The 17561-nt window shown below is 63.3% G+C and carries 13 protein-coding genes; 2 read left to right on the top strand and 11 right to left on the bottom strand.

The window, feature by feature from the left end; all coding sequences use genetic code 11:
* Positions 1–10: 10 nt before the first annotated feature.
* The 10 genes from FKZ61_RS10385 to FKZ61_RS10340 form a co-directional block, all read right to left on the bottom strand.
* Positions 11–1015 (bottom strand): ABC transporter permease, encoded by a 1005-nt coding sequence (locus FKZ61_RS10385; protein ID WP_141610049.1) that lies wholly within the window; start codon positions 1013–1015, stop codon positions 11–13.
* 139 nt (positions 1016–1154) lie between these two features.
* Positions 1155–3083, bottom strand: coding sequence for an ABC transporter substrate-binding protein (locus tag FKZ61_RS10380; RefSeq protein WP_141610048.1), 1929 nt, complete (start codon positions 3081–3083; stop codon positions 1155–1157).
* A gap of 127 nt (positions 3084–3210) precedes the next feature.
* A complete protein-coding gene (locus FKZ61_RS10375) occupies positions 3211–4251 on the bottom strand; it encodes a LacI family DNA-binding transcriptional regulator (protein WP_141610047.1) in 1041 nt (346 codons plus the stop codon).
* An 835-nt stretch (positions 4252–5086) separates the two neighbouring features.
* Complete coding sequence (locus tag FKZ61_RS10370; protein ID WP_141610046.1) at positions 5087–6157, bottom strand: FecCD family ABC transporter permease; 1071 nt, start codon at positions 6155–6157, stop codon at positions 5087–5089.
* Positions 6158–6161: 4 nt separating this feature from the next.
* Positions 6162–7205: a FecCD family ABC transporter permease gene (locus FKZ61_RS10365; RefSeq protein ID WP_141610045.1), complete on the bottom strand. Its 1044-nt coding sequence runs from the start codon at positions 7203–7205 to the stop codon at positions 6162–6164.
* A gap of 11 nt (positions 7206–7216) precedes the next feature.
* Positions 7217–9127 (bottom strand): iron-siderophore ABC transporter substrate-binding protein, encoded by a 1911-nt coding sequence (locus tag FKZ61_RS10360; RefSeq protein WP_211358510.1) that lies wholly within the window; start codon positions 9125–9127, stop codon positions 7217–7219.
* A gap of 42 nt (positions 9128–9169) precedes the next feature.
* Positions 9170–10189, bottom strand: a complete 1020-nt coding sequence (locus FKZ61_RS10355) for a sucrase ferredoxin (protein WP_141610044.1) — start codon at positions 10187–10189, stop codon at positions 9170–9172.
* Positions 10189–12141 (bottom strand): iron-siderophore ABC transporter substrate-binding protein, encoded by a 1953-nt coding sequence (locus FKZ61_RS10350; RefSeq protein WP_141610043.1) that lies wholly within the window; start codon positions 12139–12141, stop codon positions 10189–10191. The genes FKZ61_RS10355 and FKZ61_RS10350 overlap by 1 nt, the downstream gene beginning before the upstream one ends.
* Positions 12142–12554: 413 nt before the next feature.
* The gene (locus tag FKZ61_RS23945; RefSeq protein ID WP_141610042.1) at positions 12555–13514 is read right to left on the bottom strand and encodes a sucrase ferredoxin; all 960 of its coding nucleotides are present in this window, start codon (positions 13512–13514) and stop codon (positions 12555–12557) included.
* Positions 13515–13537: 23 nt separating this feature from the next.
* A complete protein-coding gene (locus tag FKZ61_RS10340; RefSeq protein WP_141610041.1) occupies positions 13538–14083 on the bottom strand; it encodes an NAD(P)/FAD-dependent oxidoreductase in 546 nt (181 codons plus the stop codon).
* Between the two features lie 159 nt (positions 14084–14242).
* Between FKZ61_RS10340 and FKZ61_RS10335 the strand changes: the two genes are divergently transcribed.
* On the top strand, positions 14243–15430 hold the full coding sequence (locus FKZ61_RS10335; RefSeq protein WP_229964209.1) for a cysteine desulfurase family protein: 1188 nt from the start codon (positions 14243–14245) through the stop codon (positions 15428–15430).
* Between the two features lie 4 nt (positions 15431–15434).
* Here the strand turns inward: FKZ61_RS10335 and FKZ61_RS10330 are convergent, their stop codons facing one another.
* A complete protein-coding gene (locus FKZ61_RS10330) occupies positions 15435–15893 on the bottom strand; it encodes a CBS domain-containing protein (protein WP_170199543.1) in 459 nt (152 codons plus the stop codon).
* Positions 15894–16137: 244 nt separating this feature from the next.
* Here FKZ61_RS10330 and FKZ61_RS10325 point away from each other — a divergent pair, with 244 nt between their 5' ends.
* Positions 16138–17532 (top strand): sugar phosphate nucleotidyltransferase, encoded by a 1395-nt coding sequence (locus tag FKZ61_RS10325; protein WP_211358509.1) that lies wholly within the window; start codon positions 16138–16140, stop codon positions 17530–17532.
* Positions 17533–17561: the final 29 nt, after the last annotated feature.

The raw sequence follows: 17561 nt of genomic DNA, 5'->3' as shown, positions 1-17561 counted from the left end.
CGCTTCCATCCTAATCAGACTGGGCGGCCTTGATGCGTGGATCGATCAGGCCGTATACGATCTCCAGAATAAAAAAGGCTGTCAACACCATGAACGTGATGATTAAGGTTGCAGCCGAGATAAGGGGATAGTCCTGCCCCATGATGCCATTCAAAAGCGTCGTGCCAAGGCCAGGATAGCTGAACACGATCTCGGCGATCAGCGCGCCGCCAACCATCGTGCCGATGGAGAGGGCCAGACCGGTCACCTGGGGCAGCATGGCGTTGCGGAAGACGTAGGCCACGATCTTGTCGTCCTTGATGCCCATAAAGCGGGCAAATTTCACGTAATCCGCATTCAACTCGTAGATCGACATGGAGCGCATGCCGATGGCCTGGCCACCGATGGCAATCAGCACAATGGACCAAAAGGGCAGCTGGTAGTGGACGAATGCCGACCATAGGAAGGTGGGCGTCAGGCTGGGGATCAGGTTGTAGCCATAGCCGCCCGATGTGGGCAGCCACTTCAGTTGTACAGCGAAGATCACAAGTAAGATGATGGCCATGCCAAAAGCCGGAAAGCTGCTCAGGAAGAGAGCAGTGGGCATAACCATCTTATCAAAGCCACCTTTGAGATAGGCGGCCATGGCACCGAGTACATTGCCCAAAATCCAGCCCACAAGGATGGCCGGAAACTGTAAGATCAGGGTCCAACCAATCGAAGCGCCGATCACCTCCGCCACCGTACGGGGATATTGACTGAACGAAAAGCCAAAGTCTCCGCGAAACACGTTGCGCACATAGATGAAAAATTGTTCGATGATGGGCCTGTTGGTACCGAAAAGTTCGGTGTATTGCTGGTAGATTGCCTGCACGCCGGTTGGGTTGCTCATGCCTTGCGCCTGTCGGGCTACAATCGCGGCTACCGGATCGCCGGGCATCAGGCGGGGCAAAGTAAAGTTCAGCACAAAGGCGAAGACAAAGGTGACCAGAAACCAACCGAATTTAACGAGGAAATATCGGGTGTAGCCTTTCAACGGGATCCTTCCTTTGGCTTGTCAACAGCCACCGACTTCACAACACGGAAAGCGGTGCCTCAACCGCACATAACAAGAGTGGAACGGGGAAAACGAGACCCTTGCCGGGACGCGTCCCGGCAAGGGTCTCGGCCATCCGCTATGGCTCTACGAGGGTGAGGTTGTAAAGACCAGCGATGCTCCAGCCATCCGTCAGGTTAAGCGGCGGGACGGGCGGGTTGGTGCCGTCGCCCTCGTGGGGGAAGTTCGTCCAGACGCTCTCGTTGACGGTGTGGAAGTTCTGTGGGCGATACATCAAGGTGAAGGAAGGCACGTCGGTCAGGTAGATCTCCACCAAACGTGTGTACATCTCCTTCAACTTGGCCTCATCCGTCTCATGAGGAATCTTAGCCAGGAGATCGTCCACCTCTGGGTTGGAGTACTGACCCCAGTTGCCGCTCCAGTTGCTGGGCAGGCCGATCCACTCCGAGCTGAGCAGGTTGCGGATGCGACCCCAGGGTTGCGTCGGGCCAGCCCCGGCGCTCCACATCATGAAGATCTCATAGCCGGGCGGCAGCGGCGTGTCAGATTTGGTGACGACAGTCTGGTAGACCGACCATTCGGGGAAGTTGGTGGTAATGTCGATGCCGATCTCTTTGCCGGCGGCAGCCACGATCTCGATGGCGGCCTGCCAGTCGGACCAGCCGTTGGGGCAGGTGGCCACGTAGCTCAGCTTCTCGCCATTGTATTCGCGCCAGCCGTCACCGTCGGTGTCCACCACGCCACAGTCGTCAAGCAGCTTTTTGGCGCCTTCAATGTCATTACCCACCCATTGCAACTCCCGGACTGCTTCCCGGTTGTACAGAGCCTGCTCGAAGGGGGTTGGATTCATCAGCGAACGAGGCACCTGCTCGAAGGTGGCGGACTGATTGGTCATGGCGTTGGCGACGATGGCCCGATAATCCACAGCGATGGCAATGGCTTTGCGGATGCAGACCTGATCCAGGCCAGGCGCCTTCAGGTTGTAGAAGGCAGTCGGCAGGCTGGCGCCGATGTGGTAGGGCGGGTCTGGGAGATATGTGGAGATGGGCAGGTTCTGCTTCTCCCATAGGTCCTGGACGTTGGAGTTGAACTGCTGGCTGACGTCCACCTCGCCGGCCGCGAGAGCCGTGGTGCCGGCCGCGTTGTCCTTGAAGATGGTGTGGGCCAGGTACTTGGGCGCCGGCAGCTTCCCCCACATGCTGGGATCCTGACCCCAGTAATTGTCGTTGCGCACCAGCACGACTTTGGTGTCATCGGCGAAGAACTTGCCGTAGGGACCGGAGTAGACCACATCCTCTGCCGGGTCTGCCATCAGCTTGGTGGGGTCGCCGCCACTGCGCTCTTCCAGCTTCTGCGTCCAGGCCTTCTGGATCACGTAGTAGCTGCTCAGGTACGCCTGTACGATCAGCGGGTTGACCGCTCGGCCATTTTCATCCAGCTTCGCTTTAATCACAACGGTCTGGGGATCGACTGCTTCGATGGTGTCGATGTACGCCTTGTTTGCAGCACCAATCGCAGTCTCATACTTCACGTGGGTAGCCCAGGTGTAGGCAACGTCTTCGGCAGTCACCGGTGTCCCATCGCTCCAGCGGGCGGCGGGCTTGATCTTGAAGGTGATCTCGGTGCGATCCTCGTTCCACGACCAGTCGCCGTCCGCCAGAAGCGGATACTGCTTGCCGTCCAGCATGTTGTAGAGGTATGGGGTTTCGAACATGGTCACCCGGGCGTTGTCCTGCTGGGCGATGGCCATGCCATTGTTGTTGCTGTTGGAGTAGGGATTCCAACCGACCACGGGGCCCCACTGGAAACCGTTGTAGTAGAGGGTCTCGTCGCGGGGCAATGCATTGGCATCCACCGGGGCGGAAGCCTCCGCCGGAGCTGTGGCGGGCGCTTCTGCTGCTTGCGCAGGCTGCTCCTGGGCGGCTTGTTCCTGGGCAGCTGGCTGCTCTACTGCTGGCTCGGGGGATGTTGCGCCGCCACCGCAGGCCGCCAGCACCATGCCGGTGATGAGCAGCAGGACAATCCAAAGGTTGAAGCGAGATCTCATGCTTGCCTCCTGAAAAGGGGTGAAGAAGGTTCCTGTTACGGTGAATAGATATCTACGAGAAGCGGCAGAACCTGTAGGTAGCCTGCACCTCCTTTCTCTCGGGACACGCGGTCTTTGGTCCTATCCCTTATGGAACAACCCCATGCTGTAGCGACTGTCCACAGGACATCCGAACGACCAGCTCGGGTTGCAATAAAACATGTTGAACATCGCCGTCCGACATACAGGCCGGAGGCGTCTCCAATCTGTCAATCAATGTGGTAGCTGCCAGAAACCCAATTCGCTCAATCTGATGATTGATAGTAGTCAGGGGAGGATCGGCCATCGCGGCCATTGGCATATTGTCGAATCCCACCACAGCAATATCGTCGGGGACCCTTAACCCCGCTGCCTGGATCGCCTTGATTGCTCCGATGGCCATGTTGTCGCTGGCGGCGAATACAGCCTGAGGAGGCGGTGTCACCTGCAACAGGTTTTCCATGGCCCGCTTTCCACTCGCTTCCGACCAATCACCTTCCTGGATATATTCCTCCGGAGGGTCAATACCTGCCTCCCGCAACGCATTGAGAAAACCTTCCAGGCGATCGATGGCGCCAACCAGGTTCATGGCTCCGGTGATAGTGGCAATCCGTGTATAGCCAAGTTTCAATAAGTGCTGAGTCGCTAGCTTTGCCCCATTGACGTTGTCAATATTCACCGTCGGGATGTCTGCGCGTCCCGGAATGCGACCCATCATGACAAGCGGAAGGCACCTGTCCAGCAAATGGGGGATAAACGGATCGTCCATCAGAGGTGGTGCGACAAGCAAGCCATCCATGTGTCGAGTGCGAATCAGCCATCGATAGGTATCATCCGCCTGCCGCAACACCAACGAAAGCATGAGATAGTATCCACGCTCATCACACGCCGTTGCGCAGCCCTGGATCAATGTCGAGAAATAAGGATCGGAGAAGATGGTGCTGAGCGGCTGTGGGATTACCAGACCAATCACCCTGCTGCGACGGCCTGCCAGCGCCCTCGCAGCAGGATTGGGCTGAAAATCCTGCTCCCTGATTACACGCAGCACCCGTTTCCGCGTTTCCTCTCGCACGTTTGGATCATTGTTGATCACCCGCGAGACTGTTGAGCGCGAGCAACCCGCCAGACGAGCAATCTCTTCGAGAGTCATTCGTCATCGTCCGTAAGGTTTAGAACCTGTGAGATCGAGGTACGGTGAAACGCCGTTTAACTTGAAAACCAGGTTTCTTTGGGGGCACTGTACCTGATCGGGTATTGCTACAGGTCTTTTGGTTGCTTCTTGGCGCAGTTGCTATCTTTTTTGCCAGGCGAGATGTCAACAGAACCCTGGGAAGCGGGAAGAATGCATCCCAGATTCTGATTTAGAGAGCGCAGTTTATTGTGCGAGTCTCTCTTTTCAAATCAATGAAAAGAGAACAGCTTGTAAATATTTCGCTTTGTGGAAGAAATAGGGTAATGTTCCAACTAAGCTGTGCTTGGGAATGTCATGCGAAGAATGCCTTGCGTGGTTTTGGGAGCGCTCCCAAGCAGACGTAATGTATCATACTATGAGGTCTGCGTCAAGGACAAAAAAAGGCGAAAAGGCGAGGGTATATTTCACATTTGTCGGTGCAGGATGTAGGGACAGGGGCCCAGAGGCGGGAGCCCCCTGGGCGCCGCCCTCTCCGTGACATGCCCTGTCCGTGCCGGGCGCAGCAAGCAGCGCCCCTACAGCATCCGATGGCCAAACTCCGGCGATTGTGAACTGTGGATCCCAGCCAAAGTTTGTCCACGGTTTCCACCAGGGGTAGTGCCGCGCTGAATATCTGCCGTAAGCATTCCGCTGGATTGCAGTAGTAATGAATTGTCAGCAACGTTAAATCAAATTTGCAGGAAATTCTTGATGGTGGTATAGTAGTTCCTGCGTGGCCGTTATCCGTCGGGGGAACCTATCAGTTTCGGCTGATGGGTGGGTAACGGTCACGCACTTCTTTTTGGTGAACCCTTCACGACCGTTGGCGCCACAATAGGTACAGAAAGAAGGGGGCACCAATGGCGGCGGTGACCAGGCCACAGGGCAACTCGGTGGGTGCCAGCAGGGTGCGTCCCACCAGATCAGCCGTGACCACCAGAAACGCACCGGTGAGGCCGGCCGTGGGGAGCAGCCCCAGATGCCCAGGACCCACCAGCCGCCGGGCAATGTGGGGCGCCATGAGCCCCACGAAGCCGATGGTCCCGGCCGTTGCCACCGCGGCGCCGGCCAGACCCACCACCACCCCCAGCAAGATTCCCCGCTGCAGATCCACCGGACTGCCCAGGCTCCGAGCCACCTCGTCGCCCAGGCTCAAGGCGTCCAGGTCCCGGGCCAGCAACAGGGCGACGGGCCCCAGCAGAACAAGCCAGGGCAACAGGGCCCAGAATTCGTCCCAGGTTCGACCGTAGACGCTGCCCGTCAGCCAGACCAGCGCCCGCTGGACGTTGTTGATGTCCCCAAAGGTGATCATGAGGGTGGTCAGGGCCTGGGCCACGGCCGTCAGCCCGATGCCGATCAGGATCAGGCGGGTGGGGGAGTCCCCGGCGCGCCAGGCCAGCCCGTAAATGGCCAGGGCCACCAGGAACGCTCCGCCGAACGCAGCCAGGGGCAGCAGGCTGGCTGACACACGGTCAAAGAGCACAATCAGGGAGACCGCGGCCAGGCCCGCCCCGGCGTTGATACCCAGGATGCCCGGGGAAGCCAGGGGATTCCGGGTCAACGCCTGGAGGATGGCGCCGGCCAGGCCCAGGGCTACCCCCACCAGGGCAGCCACCAGCATGCGGGGCAACCGCAGGGTGTTCACGATGAACGAGTGGTCGCTGTTGCCTGTGGGCAGGTGGAGCACCGTCTTCAGCACGTCCACCGGTGGGATGGGATATTCGCCCACGCCCATGTTGACCACCATCACGGCCAGCGTGGCCAGAAGGCCCACCAACAGCACCCAGGGTACCCGCCGGTCCAGCCGGACGGAGAGGGGCAGCCGTCCACCCCGGACCACCAGCCAGGGGGCTGGCGTATTTTCCTGTCCAACCTGTTTGCCCATCGGTTTACCTCCGCACCCGCCAGCGCACCAGATAGATGAAGAACGGCCCGCCCAGGAGGGCTGTCATCACGCCCACGGGCAGCTCCGTAGGCCGTAGCAGGAGCCGTGCTGCCACATCGGAGATGAGCAGGAAGATGGCGCCGGCCAGCGCGGCATACGGTAACACCCAGCGGTAGTCTACGCCCACCCAAAAACGAACCATGTGGGGGATCACCAGCCCGATGAAGCCAATGGGCCCGGCCACCGCCACGGAGCCACCGGCCAGCAGCACCACCGCCAGCGCAGCCAGAGCCTTGACCCAGGCGGTGTTCTGCCCCAAACCCCGGGCCACGTCATCCCCCAGGGTGATGGTGGTGATCTGGCGGCCCAGCCCAAAGGCCAGCATCAGGCCGGCCAGAAGGTAGGGTGCAACCTGGGCCAACAGCGCCAGATCCCGGCCCGCCACCGAACCGGCCAGCCAGAAGCGAACTTCTTCCAGGGTGCGCTGGTTCAAGATCAGGATGGCGGTGGTGAAGGACGAAAGCAGCGCCGTCAGGGCCGCACCGGCGATGGTCAGGTTCAGGGGCGTGGGGCCACCCCGCCCCCATGCGCCCAGCCCGTAGACTGCCGTCGCGGTCAAGGCCGCGCCGGCAAAGGCAAAGAGCGCAAAGAGGGACAGGGTGTGGATCTGGAAGAGGAAGACGGCCACCACCACCCCCAGCGCTGCGCCCGCGTTGATGCCCAAAATGCCTGGATCCCCTAGGGGATTGCGGGTGAGACCCTGGACCAGGGCGCCGGCCACGGCCAGGGACGCCCCCACCAAAGCCGCCACCAGCGCCCGGGGCACGCGCAAGGTGCGCACGATCAAATGGTTGGTGGCGCCGGCGTCGAAGGCAAAGAGGGCAGCCCAGACCTCGGGGAGGGGGATCTCCGCAGCGCCAAAGGCCAGGCTGGCCAGCAGGATCGCCAACAGCAGCGCCAGACCCAGCACAAGTCCGGCCACCAGGCCGCCACGGGACCGGACCAGGCGGAGCCCACCCGAAGCGGTAGAAGTGGTTACCACACCCATGGCACCTTCACCTAACGCTGGAGCCGTTCGGCCAGCATGGGCACCAGCTCGTCGAAGACCAGGGGCAGGCTGAGCACGCTGCTGAAGACCAGGGCCGGCCCCACCAGCTCACCGCTGCCGGAGGTATCCAGGAAGATGTGCCGTCCCTCCCGGGCCACGGCCAGCTGCTGGTACAGGGGGTTCGATTCGATAGCGGCCCGCTGTTCCGGGCTGGACACAGTCCAGATGAGGACGTCGGTGTCCAGCAGGTCCAGCCGTTCGCCGCTGATGGTGCCGTAGAACGAATCGCCCGCAATCTGGGCCAGCTCTTCTGGCAACACGAAGCCCAGGGAAGTCAGGACCCGCTGGCGTTCGTGCTGGGGGCCTGAGAAGAAAAACTGCCCTTCCCCGGCCGGGGAGGCGATGGCCGCGGTGGCCCCCACGAACTCCGGATGGGCTTCCCGGGCCTGGGCGAAGCGGGCTTCCATCTCTGCCACCAGGCGGTTGGCCAGGGCCTCCTTGCCCAGGGCCCGGCCGATGAGGCGGGTCTGCTCCTGCCAGGGGGTGCCGAAATTGACATAGGCGTCCGACTGGGCCACCGTGGGCGCGATTTGGGAGAGGAGGGCGTACTCTTCCTCGTCAATGCCTGCGGAAACGGCGATGATCAGGTCGGGCTGGAGCGCGGCGATGGCTTCGAAGTTCAATTCGCCGAAGGGCATGTTCAGGATGGCCGGCCGGGCATCGCCCAGGGCTTCCTCGGCCCAGGGCCAGATCTGATCGCCTGGATCGCCGAACCAGTAGCGCACCGCCACTGGGACCACCCCCAGAGCCAGGATGGGATCCTGGTCGTTGTAGCCCAGGGAGAGCACCCGCTGGGGCGCCTGGGGAATGGTGGTGGTGCCGAATTTGTGCTCGATGGTGACGGGGAAGGCCGTCTCCGCGGGGAGCGCCAGGCCCAGGGCGTCCAGGATGGCGTGGACCAGGACCTGGGCCGAGAGGGGGCCGCCGAAGAGCCAGGTGTCTCCGCCCAGGGGATAGGCATGGCCATTCTGAACAAAGGGAAGGCTCTCCCACACCGGACGGACGGCTTCCCGGGCGAAGACGTTATTCTCCTCCTGCACCACGTAGAAGAAATGGACGTCGCCCAGATCCGGCAGGGCCTCCACGCTGACGGTGCTGAAGCCGTACTGCTGGAAAGTGGCATCTTCCCAGGCATTTTCCAGCCCGATCTGCTCCACCATCTGGACGGCGAGGGCGTTTTCGGTGAAGAGGCGCACCTGGACGGTGTCCTGCCCAAAGGCCTGGGCCAGGACGAAGGGCTCGCCCAGCAGGCCGGCCGCTTCAATGGCCTGTCTAGCTGCGGTAAAGGTGTCTTCCATCTCCGCCAGGACGGCCTCGCCTGCTGCCCGTCGGTTCACCACATCGGCCAGGGTGAGGAAGGTCTGGCGCATTTCCTCGTACTGGGTTTGCTCGGGGTCGGTGGGGTAGGCGTCGAAGGCCAGGGTGGGCGCGATTTCGCTCAGCTGTTCGTAAATGTCGGCAATCCGGAAAGCTGGGGCGACGATCAGGTCGGGATTCAGGCCGGCAATGGTCTCCAGATTGGGGGCCTGGCGGGTGCCCACGTCGGTGACATCCGGGGCAAGTTCCACTGGGATCTGCACCCACTCTTCATAGCCGGCGATGTCGGCCACGCCCACGGGCTGTATACCCAACGCCAGCAGATCTTCCACGTAGGTCCACTCCAGTGCAACGATGCGCTGGGGCGTGGTGGGGATCTCCGTTTCACCCAGGGCATGGTCCACGGTAAGTGGAGTGGGCGCGGGGGATGGGGCGCTGTCCGGAGCAGCCGGTGCTGCGCATCCGGCCAGCAGCAACAGCAGGATCAGCCCCAGGGTCAGCAGTGGATGACGCCTTGTTTGGTAGGAGACTTTGTGCGAATTCATTTTTTATAGACCTTTCACCTGATTTTGATCCTTTGGGGGACTTCACGTCACAAGTTTCAGCCAGGAGACTTCATATTGGGGGTAGGCGTAGGCATCGGCGCCGCGGGTAGAGGGCCGTGTCTCCACCGTGTGGGAAATTTCCACCCGAGCCAGGTAGCCGGCGGATGAACCGTCGGTTCGCCGGAAGTCCATTCGAATCACCATCCACCTGGGGGAAGCGCCGTCCGTATCCTGCTCCAACACGGTGCAGGCCTTGGGATAGTCAAACCACTGCCACCCTTCCTGTTGCCATATCTCCCGCTCGACTGCCTGGGCAAAGCCTGTCGGCAGACCGGCCCAGCCTCGATAGTGGCCGTACAGGGCGGCGGGAGCGCCGGTGCGGCCGAGCACAGCCTCGCTTTCCGCTACATCCATGTAGGCCCAGTAATGGCCTGTGGGCATATCCAGAAAGGTGGGCGCGAACACGTGGCCGCCGAAGTGGCTCACCCGCCAGATACGCAGATCTGGGCTGGCGATTTCGTGGCGCAGGTTTCGGTAGAGGGGATAGCCGAACTTGGCACAGGCCACGTCCACTGTCCCATGGGTACAGACCAGCAGGTCCCGCAGCCGCTCTGCTTCCGGCCGGCGGTAGGGTTCAAAGGCCGCCAACCCCTCCCGATCCTGGAAGAGTGCCCAGAGCAACGGCCCCACTTTCGCTTCCGGGACCGAATACTCGGTCTTATGGAAGTGGGCACAGGGCTCCTGTGGGCGTCGGTAGAAGATCACACGTCGATACCCGGGTTCTGAATAGTCGGGGTCCGGTGCGATCAGGAGCGGGCGGTGGTTGTAGATTCCGGTTTGACGGTAGCGTTCCAACCACAAAGCCAGCAGGTCAATCAGCTCCTGGGGCAGTGGGCCGGCCGTCTGGTAGATATCCCGCCGCCAGGGCAAGGGCGTTTCCACCAGCACGGCGTCGTCGAAATGGCCGGCGTGGCCGCCCGGGTCCAGCCCATTCTGTCGGGCGAGTACATTGCAGTAGGTGCTATCTTGTAGATGGGGGGCTGTCGTGGTGACGGTCGCCATCAGGAACGTTCCACTGCCTGGACCAGTTGAGGAACCAGCTCTTCCAATGCATAGGGCAGGCTGAGCACCGTGCTAAAGCTGAGCGCGCCGTAGATGGGGTCATCGGCGCCGACAAAGAAGATGACGCGGTTATCCTGGAATACGCCCAGGGATTGGAAGATGGGATCTGCTTCGATGGCGGCCCGTTCTTCCTCGTTGGCAGCTCGCACCAGTAGCACGTCCACATCCAGCAGGTCCAAGCGTTCGCTGCTGATCTGGGCGGAGTCCAGCTCTCCCACCAGGGCTCGGAGTTCGTCTGGATAGGAGAGGCCCAGGGCGGTCAGGAAGCGCATGGGCGGCGTGTCCGGCCCTACGACCCAGAACTGTCCAGGCTCGCCAGCCGGGGTGATCCAGGCCACGGTTTTGCCGGCCAGGATCGGGTGCTGCTGGGCAGCTTCAGCGATCTGGGCTTCCACTTTCTCGATCTGGGCTTCGGCCTGCTCCGGGCGGCCCAGCGCTTGCCCGATGATGCGGGTCTGCTCCTGCCAGGGCATGCCGAAATCGGGGTAAGCGGCCGATTGGGCCAGGGTAGGGGCGATCTGGGCCAGGAGGTTGTATTCCTCCTGGGTGATTCCGGCATGGGTGGCCACGATCAGGTCCGGCTGGAGCGCGGCGATGGCTTCGAAGTTCAATTCGCCGAAGGGCATGCGCAACACCTGGGGCGTGGCGTCGCCCAGCTCGTCCTGGGCCCAGGGCCAGATCGCGTAGGGCTGTTCGCCGAACCATTCCCGCACGGCCACAGGTTTTACGCCCAAGGCCAGGACCGGATCCTGTTCGCTGAACCCGACGGTCACCACCCGCTGGGGCGCCTGGGGAATGGTGGTGGTGCCGAATTTGTGCTCGATGGTGACGGGGAAGGCCGTGGTGGCCGGCGCGGGTTCCGTGGCTTCTTCGCCCAGGAAGAAGCGGTAGAGGTCATCCAGCATGCGGTTGGCGGCCAGGATGCCGCCGCCCAGGTTCCAGTGCTCTTCATTGACCGGGTAGACGGCCCCCTGTTGGACGACCTGGAGCGTCTGCCAGAGGGGATGTCCCGTCCACTCGGCCTGGATCTGGCTGCCTTCGTTGTTCTCCCAGTCCGAGACCATGTAGAACAGGATGTCGCCATCCATGAGGGGGATCTGCTCTTTGCTCAGGGTCATGACCTGGGGCGCGTTCTCCCAGTCGTCCACCTGCTGGCTTTCGGGGCGAGAGAGGCCGGCCTCCCGCAGCACAGAGCCGGGAAAGCCGGTGGTGTAGATGCGCACTTCATCGGCCCGGAAGCGGACCAGCGATACCCGGGTCTGCAGGCGCTCGCCCATTTTGCCCTGAAAGTCGGCGATGCGCGCCTCCCAGGCAGCCAGCAGCTCCTGGCCCTGTTCCTCCCGGCAGAGGGCCTGGGCGTAGAGTTGGAAATTTTCCTTCCAGGCCTTGCCGATGGTCTCGGCGAAGACCGTGGGCGCGATGGCGCTCAACTGGTCGTAGATAGCCTCGTGGCGCAGGCGGCTGCCGAGGATGAGGTCCGGATCCAGGGCGACAATGGTCTCCAGGTTGGGTTCGGTCTCGCTACCCACGGAAGGCACGTCCGCCATGCGGTCGCCCAGGTAGGCGTACCACTTCCCACCCCAGGGATCCACGGCACCTACCGGCGTCAACCCCAGCGCCAGGACGGCGTCCGTGGCCCCCTGGCCCAGGGTGACCACCCGTTGGGGCGTGCATGGGACCTGGGTTTCGCCCATGGCGTGGGCCACCCGGCGCCCTTCCCCATCGGCTGAAGCTGCCGGGACAGGCTGTGTCTCCTCGCGCCCGGTTTCCTGCGCCGGGGTACAGCCAACAACCAACCCACCCACCAGCAGAACCATCCATCCCCACAGCAGAGCCTGGCGGAAAAGCCGGTTTCTTTTTTCTCGTCCACTCTTGCGATATGTTTTCGGCATCACGGATAACTCCCCATGTTGGTTTTGTGCTCTTGGATGGGAGACCGCATCTCGCCAGATCTCCCCGGGGAAAAGGAGGTCCCGGGCAGAAGTCTCCCCTTGCCTTCAGGCCGGCCGGTCTGTCCGGCCTTGTCGGGCAGAAACCCGCGGGAGATCCTACCATCATTTTGGGGAGCGTTGCGGGCCAATTTGGCGGGGAGTGGGTTCGGCAGCGGTGAACGGTGTGCTGAAGGGGGACTAACCGGCGCGCGCAAAGGAGGTTAAAGGCAATTTCAACCCCGGTTGTCGGATGTCTGTAAGGGCCTTGAAATGGCCGGGCCGCCAGGGGACCAACAGGATCGTGCTTCCTGCTGGGCTCCGGCGGCCCGGGATGTCAATCGATGTCAAAATGGAGGAAGCGGCAAGCGGACCCGTCAAGCCGACCGGGGGTTTTCCACATCCCAGGCCAGGAGCCGATGCTGGGGCACCGCCTCGGCTTCCTCTTTGCCACAGCTCAGGGCCAGTTCAAAGGGGGACAGCTCCTGGCGCAGGCGCAGCTGATGGCGCGCGCCGTCGGTCGCGGTGACGAAGCGAACCGTCCACACGTCCGGTTCGTCGGGCGCGGGCTGGCAGTCCACCAGGCGCAGGTCGGCCAGCCCCAGGAGGCCGGTTTCCCGGCGCAGGAAGTAATCGGCCGCCTGGACCACCGGGCCGTAACAGGAGCGCCCCCGATAGCGATCCAGGCGATAGATCTGCTCCCGCCGGTGGGCTTCCACCAGGGGGACCGCGTCCTCGGGCGTCAGCCAGCCGTAGCAGACGCCATCGGGCAGGGCGATCAGGGTGGCGGCGAAGCGGTGGCCGCCGGTGTGGGTGGTCTGCCAGACGGCTGCACCCGCGTGGTGGGCCATGGCCTGGTACACGGGCAGGCCAAATTTGGCGCAGCAGCGATCCCGGCGGCCGTTGGTGCAGACCAGGAACAAGGGGCCTGGAACGGCTTCTGCCCCGGCCACAGGCTCGCCCGCGGCCAGGGCCGCCAGATCCAGGGACAGGAGCTCTCCATACTCCTGGAGCCGGATCTGGTAGAGCTGGGAGCGTTGCTCCCGGGAAAGGCCGACGAAGCAGCGGATGCCGGACGGCGCGGCCGCTCCATTGGCCTGCTGTTTGATGAACTGGAGTCGACAGCCGGGTACATGCGCCTGCAGGTGGACCAGCCGCTCCTTGACCGGCGCGGGCAGGTCGCTCTCCTCCAGGGCTTTGGCACCCCAGGGGCGGGGATACTCCAGCGCCAGCCACACCCGGGTGTTCCGGGCCGCGGTGCCGAAGATTTGCTCGCCCACGGCCCGGGAGACGTGAGAACAGTAGGGGGATGGGCTATCGGTGATGATGGTTTCCATGGGGATCGTTTTTGCCGGCCGGCCTACTTGACCGTGTCAAAGTCGTGCACATCCCGCCCCGCTTCAGTGGACAGAATGTCCAGCGCGGCGGCGGCGCCTTCCCCGGCGGAGATGATGGCCTGGCTGCGGTTGATGCGGGTGCTGCGCCCCACCACGTACAGCCGCTCAATGGCGGTGCGGCCGTTGCGGTCCACCTCCACACCGCTTTGGGAACGGGGGAGGTTCAGTTGGGCGGCCAGCTCCAGCCCTTTGCCTTCGGCGATGATCACATACTTGCTCTCATGGCGGCTGCCGTCCGCGGTGGTGACCACGAAGCCGTCGTCGGTGGGTTCTACCCGGGTGACCTCCTGGTCGTGGAGGGTGGCGCCAAACTTGGTCACCTGGTCCCGGGCGATCTTCTGAAAATCGCTCCCCTTGATTTCGGGAATGCCCAGGTAGTTGTAGAGCATGGCGTAGTGCATGGGCGTCTCGTCCTGGCCGAAAACCTGGACCGACTTGCCGTTCTTGGCCAGGAAGAGGGCTGCGCTCAGCCCGCCGGGCCCATCGCCGATAACGATGACATCTGCCATGATCGCCTCCTGTTGACTAAATGGCAATCGAATCTACTGGTTTCAAACGGGCATAAATATAGCATGGTCCCATGGGCGGAAGCCTTTGACCCGCCCGATGGCGCCGTGCTACAATGGATGAAACGTCTGGTTCGCATAGACAAAAAGGGGTTGAACGCCGTGACTACACAAGATCGTCGTCTTATCTACATGGATCATGCCGCCACCACACCGGTCCGGCCCGAGGTGCTGGAGGCGATGCTGCCCTTCTTCACCGAAGCCTACGGCAATCCGTCCAGCATCCACAGCCTGGGACGCCGGGCCAGTGTAGCCCTGACTACCGCCCGCCGTACCATCGCCGAGATCCTGGGGGCCCACCCGAGCGAAATCATCTTCACCAGCTGTGGGACGGAGAGCGACAACGCCGCCGTCCGTGGGATTGCCCTGGCCCGGCGGGAAGCCACCGGCGCCAACCGGATTGTCACCACGCCGGTGGAGCACAAGGCGGTGCTCTACACGGCCCAGGATCTGCGGGATCACTTCGGCTTTGAGCTGACCCTGGTGCCGGTGGACGGCGAAGGACGGGTCGACCCGGCTGACGTGGCCGCGGCCCTGGGCGACGGCCAGGATGTGGCGGTGGTCTCCGTCATGTACGCCAACAACGAGGTGGGCACCATCCAGCCCATCGCCGAGATCGGCGCCCTATGCCGGGAGCGGGGCATCCCCTTCCACACCGATGCCGTCCAGGCGGCCGGTAAGTTGCCCTTGCGGGTGGATGAGCTCCAGGTGGATGCCCTGAGCTGCAGTGCCCACAAGTTCTATGGCCCCAAAGGGGTGGGCTTCCTCTACCTGCGCGGCGGTACGCCCTGCCTGCCCTTCATCACCGGCGGCAGCCACGAGAACGGTCGCCGGGCCGGCACCGAAAATGTGCCCTACATCGTGGGCATGGCCAAGGCCCTGGCCCTGGCGGAGGCGGAGCGTCCCCAGGAGACAGAGCGGTTGCAGGTGTTGCGAGACCAGCTCATCGGGGGCATTCTGGAGGCGGTGGACGGGGCCCGGCTGACCGGATCGCGCCGGGAGCGCATCTGTTCCCACGCCAGCTTCGTCATCCAGGGGGTGGAAGCCGAAGGCGTCCTGATTGGCCTGGATCTGGCCGGCGTGGCTGCCAGCAGCGGCAGCGCCTGCACCAGTGCCTCCCATCGGCCCAGCCACGTGCTGGAGGCCATGGGCGTTCCACCTCGGGATGCGGTGGGCGGCCTGCGGCTGACCCTGGGGCACAGCAACACGCCGGAGGATGTGGCCTACGTGTTGGAGCAGCTCCCCCAGATCGTGGCCCGCATCCGCTCCTCCACGCCGTTGCCCATCTGAGTCTTCAGACCTGGGCCTGGCTCTCTGCCTTCCAGGCGGCGGCAATCATGGAAAAGATGTCCACCTCTGTGACGATCCCCACCACGTGAACATACCTGGGCGCGGCGGCGTCCGGCACCACCACCGGCACGCCGCCCACCTTGTGTTCCGCCAGGATGGCAGCCAGCTCACCCACGGTGGCATCCGGTCCGATGGTGATCACCTCCGGCGTCATGATGTCGGCCACGGTGAGCCACTCTACGTCGACGCCGGGTTCATAGGTGCTCATGACGCTGCCCGCCATTTCTGCTTCCCGCACGTCGCTGTCGGTGACAATGCCGACCAGGTGATCTTCGTCGTCCACCACCGGGAGCCTGCGCACGTTGAAATCTTCCATCAACTGGGCCGCGTCGGCGATGAGGGCATCGGGATGAACAGTCACAACGGTCGTCTGCATGATCTGCCGGACGGGAATACGGTGCATGGCTCTCCTCTTTCTGTGCGGGGCTTCGAAGCCACCGGCTGAAGCCATCCGATGGGGCCAGTACGCTGCCATTATAACACGGTTTTATCACAGGGACCCATGGCGCAATCCAACTTCTTCCCCTGGATTCACCGTTTTGACGGGCCAGGAGTCCGGGCCATTGTCCTGATGGGCAGCCACGCCCGGGGAGATGCATATCTCATCCAGCATACGGTGACCCTCATTCAGACAACTCTGGAGCAAGATGCCGATGCGCCTTGAGCCCATCCGGGCCGCGGTGGTGCTGGCCGCAGGACGCGGCACCCGCTTCTGGCCCTACAACGTGGTACGTCAGAAGGCCGCCTTCCCCATTGTCAACGTGCCCCTGGTCCGCCGGCTCGTGGATGATCTTGTCCAATTGGGTATCGAACGGGTGGCCGTGGTAGTGGGCCCGGGGGAGGCCAGCGTGCGCGCCGCCCTGCGCACTGCCCCCATCCAGCCGGTCTACGTCCGCCAGCCGGAGCCCACGGGCACGGCCACGGCTGCGCTGCTGGGCCTCCAGGCGCTGGACCAGGACTGCCTGGTGGTGTCGGGCGACGTGGCCACCGACCGCGGCAACCTGGCCAGGCTGCTCATCCGCTTTCAGGAAGAGGGACCCCTGGCCGCAGCCCTGATCCAGCCGCTGGGGCCGGAACGTCCTCAGGACTGGCTCGTCGCCTTCCCGGAAGGGGAACGGCTTCTGGGGGTCGAAGGTCACAGTCGCGGGGGCTCATTTCGTCTGTGTGGCGTCTATGCCCTGCGCGCCGCCGCGCTCCCCTACTTCCGGGATAATCCTGGGATCATGCGGCAGGTGCCGGTGGGAGGCATGCCTCCCCTGGAGGCGGAGATGGCCCAGTCGCTGCAAATGATGATCGATGACGGCGAGCCGGTGCTGGCTGTGGAAGCGCCGGGCTACCACGTGGACCTGGACAAGCCCTGGCACATCCTGGAAGCCAACCGGCAGGTGATGGATGCCATGGCCCGGGAGATGGTGGGGGAGGTGATCCATCCCACGGCGCGCATCCACGATGGTGCGGAGATCCAGGGGCGGCTGGCAGTGGGCGCGAATTGCGTCATCGGCAACCGGGTGAGCATCCGGGGCGACCTCTGGCTGGGCGATGGGGCCAGCGTCATCAACGGCGCCATCCTGGACGGGCCGGTGGCGGTCGGCCCTGGAACCCGGATTCGGGACTACTGCCTGATCGGCGGGCACACCACCGTGGGCGCGCGTGGGGTCTACGGCCACGGCGCCGAGTTCAGCGGCGTGGCTTTGGACCGGGTCTACTGCTACCACTACTGCGAGATCTGGGGCGTGGTGGGGGAAGCGGTGGACTTTGGCGCGGCCACCGTCTGCGGCAACCTGCGCTTCGACGACGGCGAGACCGTCTGGCGGGTGCGTGGGCGGCAGGAGACGCCCCTCCACGGGGCCAATGCCGCCTACTTCGGCGACTTCTGCCGGACGGGCGTCAACGCCATCATCATGCCGGGGCGGCGGGTGGGGGTCTACAGTTGCGTGGGCCCAGGCGTCGTCCTCTACGAGGACGTCCCGGACCGGCAGGTGGTGATGCTCCGCCAGGAGCTCACCACCCGGCCTTGGGGTCCGGAACGCTATGGCTGGTGAGGCGTAAAGGCATGGTCCATGGTGCGTGC

This window comes from Litorilinea aerophila (assembly GCF_006569185.2).
GTDB lineage: Bacteria > Chloroflexota > Anaerolineae > Caldilineales > Caldilineaceae > Litorilinea > Litorilinea aerophila.
Note: the sequence above shows the minus strand (reverse complement) of the source record. Positions and strands in the feature narration are given on the sequence as shown.